The following is a 16,792-nucleotide window of genomic DNA, read 5'->3' on the forward strand; positions in this document are numbered from 1 at the left end:
ACCCGGGCAATATCCACTCGGTGCGCGAACTGGCCGAGATGATGCTGAAGATGGCAGCCGACTACCCGGAATACGCGCAGGAAGCGCGCAAGACGCAGATCATCGAGACCTCCTCGGGCGACTTCTACGGCAAAGGCTACCAGGACGTGCAGCACCGCGTGCCGAAGATCGACAACACCATCGAAGAGCTGGGCTGGAAGCCCGGGATCAGCATGGAAGCGGCGCTGCGCCGCATCTTCGAGGCGTACCGCGGCAAGGTGGTCGAGGCCCGCACGCTGGTCGATTCGGCCAACTGAGCGCGCAACGCAAATGGCACGCATTGCCCTGAAGGTCGACGTCGACACGCTGCGCGGCACGCGCGAAGGCGTGCCGAAGCTGCTGTCGATGCTGGCGGCTGCGCAGGCGCAGGCAACCTTCCTGTTCAGCCTCGGCCCCGACCATACCGGCTGGGCGCTGCGGCGCGTATTCCGGCCCGGCTTCCTGAAGAAGGTGTCGCGCACCTCGGTGGTGTCCAACTATGGCCTGCGCACGCTGATGTATGGCGTGCTGCTGCCGGGGCCGGACATCGGCCGCAAGGGGGCCGCCGAGATGCGCGCGGCGCGCGCTGCCGGCCATGAGTGCGGCATCCACACCTGGGACCACGTCTACTGGCAGGACAACGTGCGCGAGCGCGATGCTGCCTGGACGCGCCGGCAGATGCAGCAGGCGTTCGCGCGCTACACCGAGATCTTCGGCGAAGCGCCGGCCACGCACGGCGCAGCCGGCTGGCAGATGAACGAGGATGCATTCCGCCAGATCGATGACTGGGGCATGGCGTACGCGTCGGATGGACGCGGCACCGCGCCTTATGTTCCGACCATCGACGGCGTGCCCTGCCGGCACGTGCAGATGCCAACCACGCTGCCGACGCTGGATGAACTGATCGGCACCGACGACCTGACCGAAGACAACGTCCACACCGCGCTGCTGAAGCTGACCGAAGGCACGCGCGACCATGTCTTCACGCTGCATACCGAGCTGGAAGGCGGCAAGCTGGCGCCGGTGTTCGAGCGGCTGCTGGCCGGATGGCGTGCGCAGGGGCACGAACTGGTGTCGATGGCGACGTGGTATCGCGGGCTGGATCGGCAGGGATTGCCGGAGTTGCCGGTAACGTGGGGAGAGATCCCGGGGCGCAGTGGGGAGTTGATCGTGCAGCCGCAGGGCTGATGAGTCATTTCGACTGCTGAATATCACAATTGCCGATTGCGCGCTCCCTCTCCCGCAAGCGGGAGAGGGAGCAAACAGAGTAGGTTTTCGTGGCGCAGTAGCCTAACTAGGCCCGCCGCTCCGCCCCCACCCGCAGCCCGTTGAACACCACCAGCAGGCTCGCTCCCATATCGGCGAACACCGCCATCCACATCGTCCCCATCCCCAGCACCGTCAGCACCAGGAACACGGCCTTGATGCCGAGCGCCAGCGCGATGTTCTGCGTGAGGATGCTTGAGGTGCGGCGCGACAGGCGCACAAAGGCCGGGATCTTGCGCAGGTCATCGTCCATCAGCGCCACGTCGGCGGTCTCGATTGCGGTGTCGGTGCCGGCTGCGCCCATGGCGAAGCCGATATCGGCACGCGCCAGCGCCGGTGCGTCGTTGATGCCGTCGCCCACCATGCCGATGCGGCCGCCGCGCGCGTGGGCGGCGCCGGCAAGCGCCGCGATGCCGTCGGCCTTGTCCTGCGGCAACTGGTTGCCGCGCGCCTCATCGATGCCGACCTGCGCCGCAATGGCTTGCGCCGTGTGTGGATTGTCGCCCGACAGCATCAGTGTCCTGACGCCCAGTTCATGCAGCTCGGCAATCGCCTGCCGGCTGGTGTCGCGCACGGTATCCGCCACCGCGAACAGCGCCAGCGCCGTGGCGGCGCCGTGGCCGTCGACGCGCGCCAGCAGCACCACGGTCTTGCCCTCGCGCTCCAGCGCTTCGAGCCGCGCCTCCAGCGCCGGCGAGCAGGCGCCCATCTCATGCACCAGGCGGTGGTTGCCCAGGCAGTACGCCACGCCCTGCACCTTGCCGCGCGTGCCGCGCCCCGCCAGCGCCTCGAAGTCGTCCACCGGCAGCGTGCCGATCCCGTCGGCCGCGGCCGCCGTGGCCACCGCGCGCGAGACCGGGTGGTCCGAGCGCGCCGCCAGGCTGGCGGCAATGGCGTGCGCCTGCGGCGCGTCCTCGGCCAGCAGCGCATGGTTGGTCTGCGCGGGCTTGCCGTGCGTGATCGTGCCGGTCTTGTCCAGCGCCACCCAGGCCAGGTGCCGGCCCTGCTCCAGGTACACCCCGCCCTTGACCAGGATGCCGCGGCGCGCGGCCGCGGCCAGCCCGCTGACGATGGTCACCGGCGTGGAGATCACCAGCGCGCAGGGGCAAGCGATCACCAGCAGCACCAGCGCCTTGTAGATCCAGTCGACCCAGGCGCCGCCCATGGCCAGCGGCGGCACCACCGCGACCGCCAGCGCAATCGCGAACACCGTGGGCGTGTAGATGCGCGCGAACTGGTCGACAAAGCGCTGCGTGGGCGCTCGGCTGCCCTGCGCGGCCTCCACCGCGTGGATGATGCGGGCCAGCGTGGAATCGCTGGCGGGCGCCGTCACGGTGTACTCCAGCTCGCCGGACTGGTTGATCGAGCCGGCGAACAGCGCATCGCCCTCGGCCTTGTCGACCGGCACGCTTTCGCCGGTGATGGGCGCCTGGTCCAGCGCCGATTGGCCGCGCACGACCTTGCCGTCGAGCGCGACGCGCTCGCCCGGCCGCAGCCGCACCAGCGCGCCCACGGCGACGCCGGCGGCAGGCACGGTCTCCCAGCTGCCATCGGCGCGCTGCACCGTGGCCTGTTCCGGCGCCATCGCCATCAAGCCGCGGATCGCATTGCGCGCCCGGTCCAGCGAGGCTGCCTCGATGCGCTCGGCCAGTGCGAACAGCACCATCACCATGGCCGCTTCCGGCCACTGGCGCAACAGCAGTGCGCCGGTGACGGCAATGCTCATCAGCGCATTGATGTTCAGGTTGCCATTGCGCAGCGCGATCCAGCCCTTGCGGTAGGTGGTCAGCCCGCCCAGCGCCACCGCCGCCAGCGCCAGCACGGCGGGCAGCCACGGCAAGCCCAGGCCCAGCCACTCCGCAGCTTCGGCACCCAAGGCGGCCACGCCGGCCAGCGCCAGCGGCCACCAGGGCTTGCTTGCCGTGGTTTGCGGCAAGACTTGCTGCGCGGCCTCAATGCTCAGCGGCACCGGCTGCATGCCCAGGCTCTCGATCGCCCTGGCCACCGGCTCCGCCGACGGCAAGGTGTGATGCACCGTCAGCACCCGCTGGATCAGGTTGAACTCCAGCGCCGCCACGCCGGCCATGCCGCCCAGCTTGTTGCGGATCAGCGTTTCCTCGGTCGGGCAGTCCATCGCGTCGATGCGCCACGCAGCGGTCTGCGCGCCGGCGGGGATGTCGACCGGTGCGGCGGGCGTCAGCGCAACCGTGGACGAGCAGCCGCCGCCGCAGCAGGCGGAAGCCGCCGGTGCCTGCCGGGCCTCGGCATGGCCATGCCCATGATGATCATGATCGTGGTCGTAGTGATGGTCGTGATCATGCCCGCCATGCCGGTGGGCGGCGCCATCATGCGCGTGGGCAGCGTGATCTTGAGGGAGTGCGTCCTCAGGTGACGTGCGAGCCATATCTTGTTGTTCCCGCTGGTTTAACCTGATGACATTGAAGACCCTGTAGCGACTACAGAGTCAAGCGGCATGGCAGCGACTGCGCACCATGCCGCAGCGGCACGTCAGTGCTCGCAGTTGACCATCCAGGACATGCCGAAGCGGTCCACCAGCATGCCGAAGCCTTCGGCCCAGAAGGTCTTCTGGTACGGCACCACCACCTGGCCGCCTTCACTCAGGCCGTCGAAGATGCGCTGGCCCTCGTCCTTGCTGACCGCCCCCACCGACAGGCTGAAGCCGCTGAACGCCGGGCGCTCGCCGCGCCGGCCGTCGGACGCCATCACCTGGTTCTCGCCGAACTGGATATTGGCGTGCATCACCTTGTCCTTCCAGTCATCGGGAACCTCCATGCCGGGGCTCGGCGGGGCATCCTTGTAGCGCATCGCGAACGTGACCTGCGCGCCCAGCACCTTGCCGTAGAAGGCCACGGCCTCGTCGAAACGGCCGCCAAAATCCAGATAGGGTTGCACCTGCATATCGCTCTCCTTGTGAATGGTCGATCGGGCTGCATGGCATTGGCTGTTCGCCCGCGCGCCATTATGCGCGCGTGCCGGCCCGGTGCAAGCGCCCGGCCGGATTCAGGAGACCGCGGCGGGGGCCGGCGCGGGCGGCGCGGCAGTGGCCAATGCCTCGGCGGGAAATTGCAGCGAGAACATCGTTTCGCCTTCAACGCTGCGCACCGTCACGCTGCCGCCATGCAGCCGCATGATGGTGTCGACGATGGCCAGCCCCAGCCCGGTCGACGCCGCCGAGTTGCGGCGCGACGGATCGGCCCGGTAGAAGCGCCCGAAGATATGCGGCAGGGTCTCGGGCGGAATCGCCTGCCCGGCATTGGTCACGCGGATGCAGGTGGTGCCGCTGGCCGGGGCCGGGGCGCGCTCCACGTCGAGCCGCACCGTGCTGCCGGCCGGCGCATGGCGCAGCGCATTGTCGAGCAGGTTAGTGACCGCGCGGCGCAGCAGCGTCTGGTCGGCCTGCACCATTGCCATACCGGTCACCGTCAGCGCGACCTCGCGGTCGGCGGCCACGGCCTCGAAGTACTCGGCCATCTTGTCCAGTTCTTCGCGCGCGTCCAGCGTGCGGATGCCCAGCGCCACCTGCGCATGGTCGGCGCGCGCCAGGAACAGCATGTTCTCGATCATGCGCGCCAGGCGCTCGTACTCTTCCAGGTTGGATTCGAGCAGCGCCTCATACTCGGCCACGCCGCGGCTCTGCGCCAGCGTGACCTGGGTCTGGCCGATCAGGTTGCTGATCGGCGTGCGGAAATCATGCGCCAGGTCCGCCGAGAACTCGGACAGCCGCGAGAAACTGTCCTGCAGCCGCGCCAGCATGTCGTTGAGGGCCGCCGCCAGCTCGCGCAGCTCGGCCGGCGCGCTGCCCACGTCAAGCCGCGTGGCAAGGCGGCTGGTGGTGACCGCGGCGGCATCGGCGGCCATGCGCCGCAGCGGCCGCAGCCCGCGCCGCGCCAGCACGAAGCCCAGCCCCGCCGCCACGGCAGCGCCGCACAGCGTGGCCCACAGCACCTGGTGGCGGTAGTCGCGGATCAGCGCCACGCGGTGGCCGGCATCGCGCAGCACCACGATCTCCACGGCCTTGTCCGAATCCCCCAGCTGGCCCAACGCCGCAATGCCGCGCGAGGGCACGCCGTTCTTGGGGTACCAGGTCTGCAACATGCTCTTCTCTGGCTGCGTGGTGGCGGGCAGCACGCGCAGCGGCGGCACCGATTCATTGCGCGGATTGAGCGTGACCAGCGGCTCGCCCTGGCGTGAGCGCACCACCAGGATCAGCCCCTCGTGGCCCATCGCAATATCGGCAAAGCGGTGGGTGTCGGCGCGGATCTCGGCCTCGCTGCGCACCTCGCGCAGCAGGTGGCGCACCAGCAGCACCTCGCCGACCAGCTCGCTTTCATCGCGCCCCTCCAGCTGCGCCGACAGCGCCCCGGACAGGTAGGCCGCCACACTGGCGAGAATCACGGCCGTGGCCAGCCCGTACGCCAGCGCCAGCCGCGTGGTCAGCGAAGACGGCAGCCGCATCATGCGTCCTGGTCCCGGTCCTCGCTGTCGTCCAGCACGTAGCCCATGCCGCGCCGCGTGTGGATCAGCTTGCGCGGGAAGGGATCGTCCACCTTGGCGCGCAGGCGCCGGATCGAGACATCGACCACATTGGTATTGCTGTCGAAATTGACGTCCCACACCTGCGAGGCGATCAGCGAGCGCGACAGCACCTCGCCGCGCCGGCGCGCCAGCAGGTAGAGCAGTGCGAACTCCTTGGAGGTCAGGTCGATCTTCTGGCCGGCGCGCACCACGCGGCGGCGGATGGCGTCGATCTGCAGGTCGGCCACTTCGATGAATTCGCTCTCGCGCAGCGGGCCGCGCCGCAGGATGGTGCGGATGCGCAGCACCAGCTCGGCAAAGGCAAAGGGCTTGACCATATAGTCGTCGGCGCCGAGCTCCAGCCCCTTGAGGCGGTCGGACAGCTCGTCGCGCGCGGTCAGGAACAGCACCGGGGTATCGCGCTCGCGGCGCAGCTCGCGCAGCACCTGCCAGCCATCCAGGCCGGGCAGCATCACGTCCAGCACGATCAGGTCATAGGGATGCTCGCGCGCATGGGCCAGGCCGTCCGCGCCGTCGCGCGCCAGGTCCACCACGAAGCCGGATTCGGTCAGGCCCTTGTGCAGGTAGTCGCCCGCCTTGGGTTCGTCCTCGACAATCAGGATACGCATGATTCGATCACTTTCCGGGCGGCACCAGCGCCGCCATGGCGTAACGCTAGCCGAGGATGAGCGCCAATGGGCAAAGATTTCACAAATGTCATCGCCATGCCAGGGCAATGCAGGCGAAAACCCCGGTAAAATGCGCGATCCCCCCGGCGTGATGCCGGTTTGCGCCACCCTTGCCCCATTCTGCCCCCCGATGAAACGCCTGCCGAATTACCTGCTGCTGTCCCTCGCCATGCTTGCGCTGCCCGTCTCCGGCGCCGCGGCGGCAACGGCCACGGTATGCAGCGCGGTACAGGCAGCCGGGCTGTCGCTGCCGGAACGGCATGCGGCCGCAAAAATGGAGGCGGAAGCGGCGCTGGACGGCACCGGCCCGGGCACCTGCCGCGGCAGCGCGGTCCAGGTGATGGCCGAGCCTTCCGGCAGCGGCCATCCGCTGCAGCTGCACGATGCCGATGCGCCGCAGGCGACCGACCACGGCGCCACGCCGCTGGAGACGCAGCCATCGGCCGGGTCCGGCGTGCTGCGCGAACTGCCTGCGGAGGTGCTGGTGCATTGGGCGCACGCGGCGCCAATGGCCACGCCGGCGGTGTTCACCGGCACCCAGCCGCTGGAACGCCTGCTGCCCGCACGCTGCTGAGCGCGTCGTAGCGGGCACAGCGCCCGCATCGCTTCCCTTCTGTTTTGCGGAATACCCCTGGCGCCGGCAAGGCGCGGCGGATTGTCGCGCCTGCGCGTCTTATTCGACGCGGAAGAATTCGATCGACTGCCCGGCGTTCACGGCCCGCTGCAGCCAGTCCGGATACTCGCCCTGCCCGTCCCAGCTCTGGCCGAGCGCATTGCGGTATAGCGGGCGTGCAGCGGCAGCCTTGGGGGCGGCCTGCGGGATAAGCTGGGCCACGGCTGGCGCGGCGTCAGGCGCCGGCTCAGGCCCGGCATCGATGGCAACATGATCAAAGCACCCGGCGGCGACAAGATCGTCGAACGTCAGGGCATGACGGTCCATTTGCTCGCGGATCCACGCCACCGCAGCGAGTTTGGCTGAATCAGACTCGGACATGACTCTCGTGAGAGGCCCGCTGCATTTCCGCGGGCAATGAAAAACCGGCGATGGAACCGCAGGCCGGTCGGATAGCCGTGATTCTACAGCCTTTGCCCGGCGCTGCTGCGTTTCCGTCGTGGGCGCGCGGCCAATTGCCGTGCGCTTGCCGCGCTCGTCCGCTGCCGAGTGACAGCAATGTCATGTGCCGGTCATGCTCGTGTGGGCACGCGCTGCCTAGACTTGCTTCACCGCCGCCCATTTCGGGCCGGCACCCTTACGGAGAAGCGACTCATGCAAGCACTCAGGCAAGTCTTTGTGGCCACCGCCCTTATTGCAGCCGTGGTCGGCACTGCGCAGGCTGCACCGCGCAACGTCGATCCGTTCAGCGACGGGGCGCACAGCGCCACCGGCACCCGCAGCCCGTTCAGCGACGGCGCCCGCAGCCTCATCGACCGCAGCGCGTTCACGGACGGTGCGAACGCCGCAACGGGCCCGCGCAGCACCTTTACCGACGGCGCGCACAACCCCAACGGCCCGCGCGACAGCTTCAGCGACGGCGCGTGACGGTAGCCGGTCGGGCAGCGCCTCAGCGCACCAAGCCGTAGATGCGGCGCGCATCGGCGGCGTCGGCAATCGGCCGGCCCAGCGTCAGGCCGCCTTGCACCGCCTGCGCCACCAGCGCATGGTTGCCGGGTGCGCGGCTGCCGTCGCGCAGCAGCAGGTTGTTCTCGAATCCCACCCGCACATGGCCGCCAAAGGCGGCGGCCGCGGTCACGCAGGCATTCTCTTCGCGGCCGAAGGCGCAGATCGCCCACGGCAACGCGTCGCCGGACTCGCCCGCGGCCTGCAGGAACGGCAGCAGGTCGTGCGGCGACGACACCTGCCCGGCGGCATAGCGTCCCAGCACGTACAGCACCGACCATGCGCCCGGCGGCACCATGCCGCGCTCGCGCATCGACTGCCAGCGCCGCACATCGGCCACGTCATACAGGATCACCTGCGTCATCACGCGCTCACGCGCCAGCCAGGCCAAGAACGCCGCCAGTTCGCTGTCCGGGATGTCCGGCACGGCGACTTCGCGCAGGCCCACCGAAACGGCTTCGGGCCGCAGCTCACGCACCATCGCCATCTGCTCCGCGGCCTGGTAGACGCCCGCGGCCTCGCTCGTCACCTGCACCAGCAACGATTCGCCCACGGCCTGCTTCACCGCGGCCAGCGCGTCGCGGTAGGCCTGCACGTCGAGCGAGTGGCGGCCCTCGGCATCGCGCACATGCATGTGCATCATGGCCGCGCCGGCATCCAGGCAGGCGCGCGCTTCAGCGGCCAGTGCCGCGGCGGTCAACGGCACCGCCGGATGGTCGCTGGCGCGCTTGTAGGCGCCGTTGGGCGCCACGGTGACGATCAGCGGCGCATCGGCCAGCGGCACGCGGGCCGCGGCTAGGGCTTGGGAAGGGCTCTGGGTCATGGCTCGATCTCGGGCAGTTCAGGCGCGATCAGCGCCAGGCCGGCGCGCAGCAGGCTGTCATAGCGTGCGCGCTCGGCGGCAATGGTTTCGGGGGTCCACTGGTAGAAGCCTTCGCCGCGCTTCATGCCGTGGCGGCCGTCGGCGGCGCGCTCGGACAGGCAGCGCGCCGGATGGTCGTCGTTGCAGAAGGTCGGGTACATGGTGGCGCCGGCGGCCGCGTGCACGTCGATGCCCGCGTGGTCACGCTGCAGCACCGGCCCGGCCGCGAGGAAGCGAAAGCCAAAGCCGAAGCGCACCGCCGCATCGACATCCTCGGGCGAGGCAATGCCGCGGTCGATCAGGCTGAAGGCCTCGCGCGACAGCGCATGCTGCAGCCGGTTGGCAAGAAAGCCCGGCAGGTCCTTGCGCACCTTGACCGGCACCATCGCGCAGCGGCGCATGAAGGCGATCAGAGCGTCGGCACAGGCCTCGTCGCTGTCATCGCCCATCACCACTTCTACCAGCGGCACCAGGTGCGCCGGCATGAAGAAGTGCAGGCCGAGCATGCGTGCACGCGAGTCGAGTCCGGCGCCGATGGCGCTGATCGGCAAGCTGGAGCTGTTGCTGGCCAGCACCGTATCGGGCCGCGCGCGCCGCACCAGCTCGGCAAAGAGCGCCTGCTTCAGGTCCAGCTGTTCCGGGATGCACTCGATCACCAGGTCCACGGTGGACCAGTCCACCGTATCCAGCGCCGCAGCCACCGCCAGGCGCTCCGCGCCTTGTTCACGGCCGATCGCGGCCAGGTTGCCGCGCACGCGCCCGGGCAGCGCGCCGGCGCGACCCGGATCTGGCTCGACCACGGTGGTGCGGCACAGCGCGCGGGTCAGCACCACGGCAACATCGGCGCCCATGGTGCCGCCTCCCACCACCACCGCATGCGCGGCGCCGGGGCGGCTCAGGATGACCGGGGCGGTCGGGTTCGGCATAGGCTCTCCCAGGGGGGATGCGACGTGACGTGCACTCGCCATCGCGTCAATTCCTGATGGCGGGGCATCGAATCCCGGCAGTGTAGAGAACTTGCTTTGATTGAAGAAGTCGATTCTATGGATAGAATGATCCACAAATCAGATCAATCGTGTGATTCGGCCGGCGGACGCCGCCGGCCCGCTGCCGCAGATGAAAATCAACCTGTCGATGCGCGACATCGAAACCACGCTGGTGCTTGGCCGCACGCTCAACTTCCGCCAGGCCGCCAGCCAGTTGCACGTGTCGCAATCCGCCCTGTCCACGCAGATCCTGCGCATCGAGGAATCCCTCGGCGTGCGCCTGTTCGACCGCACCACCCGCAACGTGCGCCTGACCGCGGCCGGCCAGGTCTTCATGCAGCAGGCCGCGCTGCTGCAGGCGGCGTTCCGCGGCGCCATCGACGCCGTGACCGGCATTGCCAGCGCCGAGCGCGGCCAGGTGGCGGTGGCGGCCCTGCCCTCGCTGGCGGCGCGCATGCTGCCGCGCGTGCTGATGGCCTATCACCAGGCGCGCCCGGAGGTGGCGCTGAAGGTGTTCGATACCCTCTCGGGCCCGGCGTTCGACCTGGTGCGCGCCGGCGACGTGGATTTCGCGCTGACGGCGGCCGACCCGCAACAGGCTGACCTGCAATATGAGCCGCTGCTGTCGGACCGCTTCGTGCTGCTGATCCCGTCGGCGCACCCGCTCGCGCGCAGCCCCGGGCCGCTGCGCTGGGCCGATACCGCCAGCGCGCCGCATGTGTCGATGACGCACCCAAGCAGCGTGCGCCAGTACGCGGAATGGGCCTTCCTGCAGAACCGCATCCGCTTCCAGCCGGTGTTCGAGGCCGAGCGCCTGGCCACCATCGCGGCCATGGTCGAATGCGGCTTCGGCGTGGCCGCGCTGCCAGAGATCGCGGCCGGCACGGTGCGCCAGCCCGGCATTGTCGAGCGCCTGCTGACCGCGCCGGTGACCGAGCGCTCGATCGGGCTGGTGACCTCGCGCAACCGCAGCCTGTCGCCGGCGGCTGCCGAACTGGCGGCGGCGGTGCGCGCGCAGCTGGCGAGTCCGCCCGTCCAGGATACGGTGGACACGACGGCCCGGTGAACTAGTAGAAGGGCGGGCCCGGCACGGCGCCAGGCCCGCAACCCTCAGGAGGGATCCTTGGTACGGGTTCGCGAGACCGCCGCCATGATGCCGATGCCAAGCACGATCAGGCAGGCAATACCGATATAGACGGGCGCGAGGCCAGCCGTTTCCATGCCCCAGGCAACGCCGGCAACCAGGACCAACAGGCCGATAATGTATAGTGCGAATGACATGAGTCGGCTCCTTGCGGTGGTGCAACCTGGCTTCAATGTAGGCAGCGCGCGAGGCGCAAGGGATAGGACAAGGGCGGAAGCTGGCGTAGGCGGGTTCTGACCTTGTGGTGTTGTGCGCGGCGGACAGCTCCGGCGGCAAAGCCTCTCCGGGGCTCACTCCTCCACCTGCGCCGGCATCTCTGCCAGCCGCTGCACCGATGCCCGCAGACCCTCCAGGATCGTGTCCGCCACCTTCTGCGGAAAACCCGCGGGCAGTGCTGCGCCGACTTCGGCGATCACCGCCGGGGTCCGCGCGATGATGCGCCCGATCAGCGCCTCGGCATCGGCACCCAGGAAACAGCGCGGTGCCATCGCATTGAAATGGCGGCGCTGGATATCGCGCAGGCCGTAGTGCCGGCTGCGGCCGGCGACCGCCATGGCCAGCTTGGCCTTGTGCCAGGAGAACTGGTTGGCGCCCTGGCCCACCACCGGCCAGATCGACATCACGTCGTACAGCGGCGTCATGCGGTAGCGCCCGCCGGCCAGCAGGCGGATGCTGAAGTTCTTGGCGTGCCCGTCCGGTGCCGCCAGCAGCCAGAACAGCAACTGCGCCGCCAGCAGCGTCTGCAGATCATCGGCCTGGGCCACTGAGTTGCGCAGCACCGTTGCAATCTCGATCATGCCGGGCCCGCCATCGGCCTCGTATTTCTGCAGCGGGCTGAGGCCGAACACCTGGCAGAAATCTTCCTGCAGCAGTCGCAGCAGCCAATTGCCCGACGGATGGGGCTGGCGGTCGAAACGCGTGACGCTCAGCACCTTGCGGCGGCCGAACGTCAGCATCTCGCAATCGGCCACGGGCAAGCCATAGGCGGCAAGGATCTTCAGGCACAGCCATTCGTTTTCCACCGACGTGCTCAGGTCGGCCCTGCGGTTGCCCACCAGGCCCAGTGGCAGCTTGAAAATATGTGTGGTCGGGGTGGCGCCATGCGGCCGCAGCCATTGGCCGTCATGGCGCAGCAGCGCAGTCTTCTCCTGCGCGCCGGCGATGGAGATGCGGAAGTCGTCGTCGTGCTCATGCCGCCCAAGCGCGGGGGTGGCGACAATATCCTCCAGCCAGCGCTCGATCTGCTCGTCCGATAGCGGTTCGCCTTCGATCCGGTCGATTCCCGCAGGCGCTTCGTCTTCGCCCAGGATCTGCACCGCCCCCACGCAATCGCGGCCGATGGCGGCGAGCAGCTCGAAGGCTTCTACCGAGCCGGTCTGGAAGCGCAGCGCCAACCGGCGCCGGATGGCCTCGCTGTCCGGCAACAGGTTGTCGAAGTAGTTGCGCACGGCATCGCCACGCAGCACGCGCCGGTTGCCCAGGCCATACCCGAGCGACAGAGACAGGGGCCGCCCGGCGTCAGAGCGGATCCAGTCCTCGCCGTATTCCAGTTCCGTCCCGGTACCGGTCGGCTGGCGCCAGGTGCCCACGCGCTGCCCGTTGGCCCAGACCGACAGCGCCGGCGTACGTGACCTGCGTGCGGCCATGATTACCACGCCACCTCGGACACCTCGGCGGCTCCCGTGGCCCGGTCCTGAACCACCAACTCCAGCCCGAGCGCGCCAACCAGCGCCAGCAACTGGTCGACGCTGATGGTGTCGGGATTCAGTTCCATGTGCGACATCCGGCTCTGGCTGATATTCAGCCGCGCGGCGGCCTCGGTCTGGTTCAGGCCGGCCGCCTTGCGCCCTGCCTGCAGGATCTGGCCAAGCTGCCAGGGAGTGGAGACGATTTGCTTCATCGCGCCGATGGAATACCAATATGATAGGTATTTCTATTTTAGCGACAACATGGGTATTTTTCAAATACCCATTTCATAGGTATTTTTATTTTAACCATGTCATGACTATATGTGCCCGAAGCGGCATTCTGTAACGCAGTATCGTGCCGGGCTCTGTATCTGTCCCCAGTCCCGGCGCCCCCGTATACTCTGGGGCCGGAGGCGGCCCAGCCGTCCCGCCGGCGCAGGACCCTGGCGTGGCACACGCAAACGGGCCCGCGCCTCACCGATCACAAACACATACAAGCAACGGAGCAGCAGCATGCGTGTCGCATTTCTCGGACTGGGCGTCATGGGTTTCCACATGGCCGGCCACCTCGCCACCAAAGGCCACGAGGTCACCGTGTACAACCGCACCGCCGCCAAGGCGCAGGCCTGGGTCGGGAAGTTCGGCGGCAAAGCGGCGCCCACGCCGGCACAGGCCGTGCGCGATGCGCAGGTGGTCTGCTCCTGCGTGGGCAATGACGACGACCTGCGCGCGGTGCTGACCGGGCAAGACGGCGCCTTCTTCAGCGCGCCCAGCGGCTGCATCTTCGTGGACCACACCACCGCCAGCGCCAACGTGGCGCGCGAACTCCACGTTGCCGCGCGCGAGCACGGCCTGCACTTTGTCGACGGCCCGGTCTCCGGCGGCGAAGTCGGCGCGGAGAAAGGCATCCTGACCATCATGTGTGGCGGCGATGCCGACGCCTATGCGCGCGCCGAACCGGTCATTGCCGCCTACGCACGCGCCGTCACGCGCATCGGCGAATCCGGCGCCGGGCAACTGGCCAAGATGGTCAACCAGATCAGCATCGCCGGGCTGATCCAGGGCCTGTCCGAGGCCATCGCCTTTGGCGAGCGCGCCGGGCTGGACATGCGCCTGGTGCTGGACGTCATCAGCAAGGGCGCGGCCGGCTCATGGCAGCTCGAGAACCGCGGCCCCACCATGATCGACAACAAGTTCGACTTCGGCTTCGCGGTGGACTGGATGCGCAAGGACCTGGGCCTGTGCCTGGATGAGGCGCGCCACAACGGTGCCGGCCTGCCGGTGACGGCGCTGGTCGACCAGTTCTATGCCGACCTCCAGCAGATGGGCTGCGGCCGCGCCGACACTTCTTCGCTGATCAAGCGCCTGCGCCAGCACGCCGGCGACGCCTGACGCCACCGCTGCGCCACCTGCGTCGTCCGATTCCTACAGCGCAATCGGCGTGTCTCGGAGAGGCCCCTGCCCGGCATGGGCCTAAGCTGGACACATGGGGCCGGTTGCCTGCAACTGGCCCGCCAACGATGCAGGAGACCATCATGTGGAAACTCGCAGGTGCACTTCTGGTAAGCGCAAGCATGGCGCTGGCCGGCTGTACGGCGGCGGGCGCGGTGGCCGGCGGCGTGGCCGGACACGAGCTGACTGACGGCAGTGCCGCCGGGACCATCGGCGGTGCCGTGGTGGGCGGCGTGATTGGTCACGAACTGGGCAAGTAAGCAAACCCTGGCCCCTGGGCCCAACAAGCAGAAAGGCCGCTTCGCGCGGCCTTTCTGCTTGCTTTGCGGGGTTCAGGCTTTCGGCCGGCACGACGCGTCGCCGGTCGCCCGCCGCAGCCGCTGCCACACCAGGACAGGCAGCCGCAGCACGAAGCCGGCCAGCAGCCGCAAGTGCATGCCGGTCAGCAGCAGGTTGTCGCGCAGATAGCGGAAGTGCGACACCCCACCCTCGCGCTGGCCGAAGTAGCGCACCGGGGCATCGGCATTGATGGGGCGCACGCCGCGCCAGCACAGGCGCACCGCCACTTCCGGGTCGAAGTCGAAGCGCCGCATCCAGCGGCTCTCGCGCATGACGGCGCGCAGCGGCGCGATCGGGTAGACGCGAAAGCCGTACAGGGAATCCCCGATGCCCGCCCACAGCGTCTCGACATCCGCCCAGAAGTTGGACATGCGCCGCCAGTAGACCCGCTCGCGCGGCGCGCTGGCGTCGAAGACGGGCCGGCCCAGCACCATGGCGCCCGGGTTGCGCTGCGATATCGCCATGAACTGCGCAATCAGGTGCGCGGGATGCTGCCCGTCCGAATCCATCACCAGCACATGCGTGAAGCCAGCCGCGGCGGCAGCGTCGATGCCATGCAGCACCGCGGTGCCCTTGCCCTGGTTGTGCGGCAGCACCAGTACGCGCAGCCCGGGATCGGTGGCCGCCTGCGCCAGCAGCCACTGGTCGCTGCCATCGGTGCTGCCGTCCACGACCACCCAGACCGGTGTCCAGGCGGCGCGCGCCGCGCGCAGCACCTCATGCAGGCGCACGCCGGGGTTATAGCTGGGGATCAGCACCAGGTGCGTGGCGGACGGCTCGGCGCCACCCATGGGGCAGGCGCTGCCGCCGGCTACCAGTGCGGGCCCGGGCATGGCTTGCTGCGGCATGTCGTGCTCCGGTCCTGGCTTTGGGAAAGGGCGAAAGGGTGGGTGCGGCGTGCCGGACTAACGCGTGCGGTGTTCCGCCAGGTAGTTGGCCAGGCTGCCCAGCGAGGCAAAGATGGTCTTGTTGTCGGGGTTGTCCGAACGCAGTTCGACCCCGTACTTGCGCGACACCAGCAGTGCGATCTCGAGGATATCGATGGAATCCAGCCCGAAGCCTTCGCCATAGAGCGGCGTGGCGGCGTTGATGTCCTCCAGCCGAAGCTCGGCAATTTCGAGTTCGTCGATGATCAGGCGGGCAAGTTCGGTTTCGAGTTCGGTCATGTCGCTAGGTGGCTGGAATGCCGCTGCGGCATGGGTCCGGGCAAGGTTGTCCAGGCCGCATGGCAGGGCAACCGATGCTATCAAAAGGGGTAAATCCCAGCCAGTTGAGAGAAGTTTAGTAACAACAAAGGCGGCGCTTTTGGGAATCATCACCACGTCGGGCCGGTCTTTTGGGGTATAAAGCGTTCGCTTCGCGCACCATGCGGCGTCATTTCCGGCAACGCTGTGCGCCAAGCGGCTTACGCTACACACAATATACCCTCGCAGATGCCATCGAGCCAGCAATTCGACCGCCCCTCCACGCCTGCCGCGCCGGCCACGCCTGTGCGGCAGGATGCCATGCCGGCAGGCCGGCGCCATGGCTGGATTGCCGCGGTGGCCGCCTTTGTCGCCTACGAATCCGCCCTGCACCATGCGGCACACCAGCCGGGTGCCGAAGTCGCCGCGCTGTGGCTCGGGGCGGCGCCGTTCGTGCTGATCGGCTTCCTTGCCTGCCTCCGCACCTGGGGGCGCCTGCCCGCAATGGCGGCCTTGCTGGCCGCCTGCGCCGCCATATGGATCTGGCGCATTCCGCTGGCCGCGCATTTCGGCTGGACCTATTTCCTGCAGCACGCCGGCATCAATGCCGCGCTGGGCGTGATGTTCGCGCTGAGCCTGCGTCCCGGCCGCACGCCACTGTGCACGCAGATCGCGACGGCAATCCATGGCCAGCTGCCCCCCGCGCACCTGCGCTACACGCTGCGCGTGACCCAGGCCTGGACGCTGTTCTTTGCCGCGATGGCAGGTGTATCGACGCTGCTGTTCGTGCTCGCGCCGGTGGCGACCTGGTCCAGCTTCGCCAACCTGGCCACGCCGCTGCTGATCGCGCTGATGTTCGTGGGCGAAGCCGTGTGCCGCCGCGTTGCCTTCCCGGGCATGGCCCACGGCGGCCTGCTGGACGCGGTGCATGGCTATCGCGCAGTCATGGCTGCCCGTGCGGACCGGCCCGGTTTGCCGCGCTGACGCGCCGCAAACCGGCCCCTACACTG

19 protein-coding genes and 1 pseudogene are annotated in these 16,792 nt (G+C 68.7%); 8 read left to right on the plus strand and 12 right to left on the minus strand.

Features of this window, described 5'->3' with window-relative positions:
• A pseudogene (locus AC3WLE_RS15050) lies at positions 1–296 on the plus strand (bifunctional UDP-4-keto-pentose/UDP-xylose synthase); the annotation flags it as partial.
• A 13-nt stretch (positions 297–309) separates the two neighbouring features.
• Positions 310–1,206, plus strand: coding sequence for a polysaccharide deacetylase family protein (locus tag AC3WLE_RS15055; protein ID WP_492319606.1), 897 nt, complete (start codon positions 310–312; stop codon positions 1,204–1,206).
• 106 nt (positions 1,207–1,312) lie between these two features.
• On the opposite strand, the gene AC3WLE_RS15060 is transcribed toward AC3WLE_RS15055, so the two are convergent.
• The 4 genes from AC3WLE_RS15060 to AC3WLE_RS15075 form a co-directional block, all read right to left on the minus strand.
• Positions 1,313–3,688 carry a heavy metal translocating P-type ATPase gene (locus AC3WLE_RS15060; RefSeq protein ID WP_492356020.1) on the minus strand — a complete coding sequence of 792 codons (2,376 nt, stop codon included), beginning with the start codon at positions 3,686–3,688 and terminating at the stop codon, positions 1,313–1,315.
• 104 nt (positions 3,689–3,792) lie between these two features.
• Positions 3,793–4,203, minus strand: coding sequence for a VOC family protein (locus tag AC3WLE_RS15065; protein ID WP_013953282.1), 411 nt, complete (start codon positions 4,201–4,203; stop codon positions 3,793–3,795).
• 102 nt (positions 4,204–4,305) lie between these two features.
• Positions 4,306–5,763, minus strand: coding sequence for a heavy metal sensor histidine kinase (locus tag AC3WLE_RS15070; protein ID WP_492356019.1), 1,458 nt, complete (start codon positions 5,761–5,763; stop codon positions 4,306–4,308).
• Positions 5,760–6,449, minus strand: a complete 690-nt coding sequence (locus tag AC3WLE_RS15075; protein ID WP_035826418.1) for a heavy metal response regulator transcription factor — start codon at positions 6,447–6,449, stop codon at positions 5,760–5,762. The genes AC3WLE_RS15070 and AC3WLE_RS15075 overlap by 4 nt, the downstream gene beginning before the upstream one ends.
• 190 nt (positions 6,450–6,639) lie before the next feature.
• On the opposite strand from AC3WLE_RS15075, the gene AC3WLE_RS15080 reads away from it, so the two are divergent.
• Positions 6,640–7,083 carry a hypothetical protein gene (locus tag AC3WLE_RS15080; protein WP_492356018.1) on the plus strand — a complete coding sequence of 148 codons (444 nt, stop codon included), beginning with the start codon at positions 6,640–6,642 and terminating at the stop codon, positions 7,081–7,083.
• Positions 7,084–7,182: 99 nt separating this feature from the next.
• Here the strand turns inward: AC3WLE_RS15080 and AC3WLE_RS15085 are convergent, their stop codons facing one another.
• Entirely contained in the window at positions 7,183–7,503 is a 321-nt protein-coding gene (locus AC3WLE_RS15085; protein WP_010810152.1) for an H-NS family nucleoid-associated regulatory protein, read from the minus strand.
• Between the two features lie 273 nt (positions 7,504–7,776).
• Between AC3WLE_RS15085 and AC3WLE_RS15090 the strand changes: the two genes are divergently transcribed.
• Positions 7,777–8,049 (plus strand): hydroxyquinol 1,2-dioxygenase, encoded by a 273-nt coding sequence (locus AC3WLE_RS15090; RefSeq protein WP_492319601.1) that lies wholly within the window; start codon positions 7,777–7,779, stop codon positions 8,047–8,049.
• A gap of 22 nt (positions 8,050–8,071) precedes the next feature.
• On the opposite strand, the gene AC3WLE_RS15095 is transcribed toward AC3WLE_RS15090, so the two are convergent.
• A complete protein-coding gene (locus AC3WLE_RS15095; RefSeq protein WP_492356017.1) occupies positions 8,072–8,950 on the minus strand; it encodes a beta-keto acid cleavage family enzyme in 879 nt (292 codons plus the stop codon).
• A complete protein-coding gene (locus tag AC3WLE_RS15100; protein ID WP_492356016.1) occupies positions 8,947–9,915 on the minus strand; it encodes a 3-hydroxyacyl-CoA dehydrogenase family protein in 969 nt (322 codons plus the stop codon). Before AC3WLE_RS15100 ends, AC3WLE_RS15095 begins: the two co-directional genes overlap by 4 nt.
• A gap of 190 nt (positions 9,916–10,105) precedes the next feature.
• Between AC3WLE_RS15100 and AC3WLE_RS15105 the strand changes: the two genes are divergently transcribed.
• Positions 10,106–11,041, plus strand: coding sequence for a LysR family transcriptional regulator (locus tag AC3WLE_RS15105; protein ID WP_011617376.1), 936 nt, complete (start codon positions 10,106–10,108; stop codon positions 11,039–11,041).
• A 44-nt stretch (positions 11,042–11,085) separates the two neighbouring features.
• Here the strand turns inward: AC3WLE_RS15105 and AC3WLE_RS15110 are convergent, their stop codons facing one another.
• The 3 genes from AC3WLE_RS15110 to AC3WLE_RS15120 form a co-directional block, all read right to left on the minus strand.
• Positions 11,086–11,256, minus strand: coding sequence for a hypothetical protein (locus tag AC3WLE_RS15110; RefSeq protein WP_010810157.1), 171 nt, complete (start codon positions 11,254–11,256; stop codon positions 11,086–11,088).
• A 153-nt stretch (positions 11,257–11,409) separates the two neighbouring features.
• A complete protein-coding gene (locus tag AC3WLE_RS15115) occupies positions 11,410–12,765 on the minus strand; it encodes a type II toxin-antitoxin system HipA family toxin (protein ID WP_492356015.1) in 1,356 nt (451 codons plus the stop codon).
• Between the two features lie 2 nt (positions 12,766–12,767).
• Complete coding sequence (locus AC3WLE_RS15120; protein WP_492319596.1) at positions 12,768–13,019, minus strand: helix-turn-helix domain-containing protein; 252 nt, start codon at positions 13,017–13,019, stop codon at positions 12,768–12,770.
• Positions 13,020–13,320: 301 nt separating this feature from the next.
• Here AC3WLE_RS15120 and AC3WLE_RS15125 point away from each other — a divergent pair, with 301 nt between their 5' ends.
• Both AC3WLE_RS15125 and AC3WLE_RS15130 read left to right on the plus strand, forming a co-directional pair.
• Positions 13,321–14,199, plus strand: a complete 879-nt coding sequence (locus AC3WLE_RS15125) for an NAD(P)-dependent oxidoreductase (protein ID WP_492319595.1) — start codon at positions 13,321–13,323, stop codon at positions 14,197–14,199.
• Between the two features lie 143 nt (positions 14,200–14,342).
• Positions 14,343–14,519: a glycine zipper 2TM domain-containing protein gene (locus AC3WLE_RS15130; RefSeq protein WP_010810161.1), complete on the plus strand. Its 177-nt coding sequence runs from the start codon at positions 14,343–14,345 to the stop codon at positions 14,517–14,519.
• Between the two features lie 72 nt (positions 14,520–14,591).
• Here AC3WLE_RS15130 and AC3WLE_RS15135 read toward each other — a convergent pair whose 3' ends face one another.
• Entirely contained in the window at positions 14,592–15,446 is an 855-nt protein-coding gene (locus tag AC3WLE_RS15135; protein ID WP_492319594.1) for a glycosyltransferase family 2 protein, read from the minus strand.
• Positions 15,447–15,503: 57 nt separating this feature from the next.
• A complete protein-coding gene (locus AC3WLE_RS15140) occupies positions 15,504–15,764 on the minus strand; it encodes a phosphopantetheine-binding protein (protein WP_010810163.1) in 261 nt (86 codons plus the stop codon).
• 267 nt (positions 15,765–16,031) lie between these two features.
• Here AC3WLE_RS15140 and AC3WLE_RS15145 point away from each other — a divergent pair, with 267 nt between their 5' ends.
• A complete protein-coding gene (locus tag AC3WLE_RS15145; protein WP_492319593.1) occupies positions 16,032–16,766 on the plus strand; it encodes a COG4648 family protein in 735 nt (244 codons plus the stop codon).
• The last annotated feature ends 26 nt before the right edge of the window (positions 16,767–16,792 follow it).

This window comes from Cupriavidus sp. FW306-1B-F12B (assembly GCF_058781795.1).

Coding starts and splice junctions, on each gene's coding strand:
- AC3WLE_RS15055 (WP_492319606.1), top strand. CDS start 310: ATGGCACGCATTGCCCTGAAGGTCGACGTCGACACGCTGCGCGGCACG.
- AC3WLE_RS15060 (WP_492356020.1), bottom strand. CDS start 3,688: ATGGCTCGCACGTCACCTGAGGACGCACTCCCTCAAGATCACGCTGCC.
- AC3WLE_RS15065 (WP_013953282.1), bottom strand. CDS start 4,203: ATGCAGGTGCAACCCTATCTGGATTTTGGCGGCCGTTTCGACGAGGCC.
- AC3WLE_RS15070 (WP_492356019.1), bottom strand. CDS start 5,763: ATGATGCGGCTGCCGTCTTCGCTGACCACGCGGCTGGCGCTGGCGTAC.
- AC3WLE_RS15075 (WP_035826418.1), bottom strand. CDS start 6,449: ATGCGTATCCTGATTGTCGAGGACGAACCCAAGGCGGGCGACTACCTG.
- AC3WLE_RS15080 (WP_492356018.1), top strand. CDS start 6,640: ATGAAACGCCTGCCGAATTACCTGCTGCTGTCCCTCGCCATGCTTGCG.
- AC3WLE_RS15085 (WP_010810152.1), bottom strand. CDS start 7,503: ATGTCCGAGTCTGATTCAGCCAAACTCGCTGCGGTGGCGTGGATCCGC.
- AC3WLE_RS15090 (WP_492319601.1), top strand. CDS start 7,777: ATGCAAGCACTCAGGCAAGTCTTTGTGGCCACCGCCCTTATTGCAGCC.
- AC3WLE_RS15095 (WP_492356017.1), bottom strand. CDS start 8,950: ATGACCCAGAGCCCTTCCCAAGCCCTAGCCGCGGCCCGCGTGCCGCTG.
- AC3WLE_RS15100 (WP_492356016.1), bottom strand. CDS start 9,915: ATGCCGAACCCGACCGCCCCGGTCATCCTGAGCCGCCCCGGCGCCGCG.
- AC3WLE_RS15105 (WP_011617376.1), top strand. CDS start 10,106: ATGAAAATCAACCTGTCGATGCGCGACATCGAAACCACGCTGGTGCTT.
- AC3WLE_RS15110 (WP_010810157.1), bottom strand. CDS start 11,256: ATGTCATTCGCACTATACATTATCGGCCTGTTGGTCCTGGTTGCCGGC.
- AC3WLE_RS15115 (WP_492356015.1), bottom strand. CDS start 12,765: ATGGCCGCACGCAGGTCACGTACGCCGGCGCTGTCGGTCTGGGCCAAC.
- AC3WLE_RS15120 (WP_492319596.1), bottom strand. CDS start 13,019: ATGAAGCAAATCGTCTCCACTCCCTGGCAGCTTGGCCAGATCCTGCAG.
- AC3WLE_RS15125 (WP_492319595.1), top strand. CDS start 13,321: ATGCGTGTCGCATTTCTCGGACTGGGCGTCATGGGTTTCCACATGGCC.
- AC3WLE_RS15130 (WP_010810161.1), top strand. CDS start 14,343: ATGTGGAAACTCGCAGGTGCACTTCTGGTAAGCGCAAGCATGGCGCTG.
- AC3WLE_RS15135 (WP_492319594.1), bottom strand. CDS start 15,446: ATGCCGCAGCAAGCCATGCCCGGGCCCGCACTGGTAGCCGGCGGCAGC.
- AC3WLE_RS15140 (WP_010810163.1), bottom strand. CDS start 15,764: ATGACCGAACTCGAAACCGAACTTGCCCGCCTGATCATCGACGAACTC.
- AC3WLE_RS15145 (WP_492319593.1), top strand. CDS start 16,032: ATGCCATCGAGCCAGCAATTCGACCGCCCCTCCACGCCTGCCGCGCCG.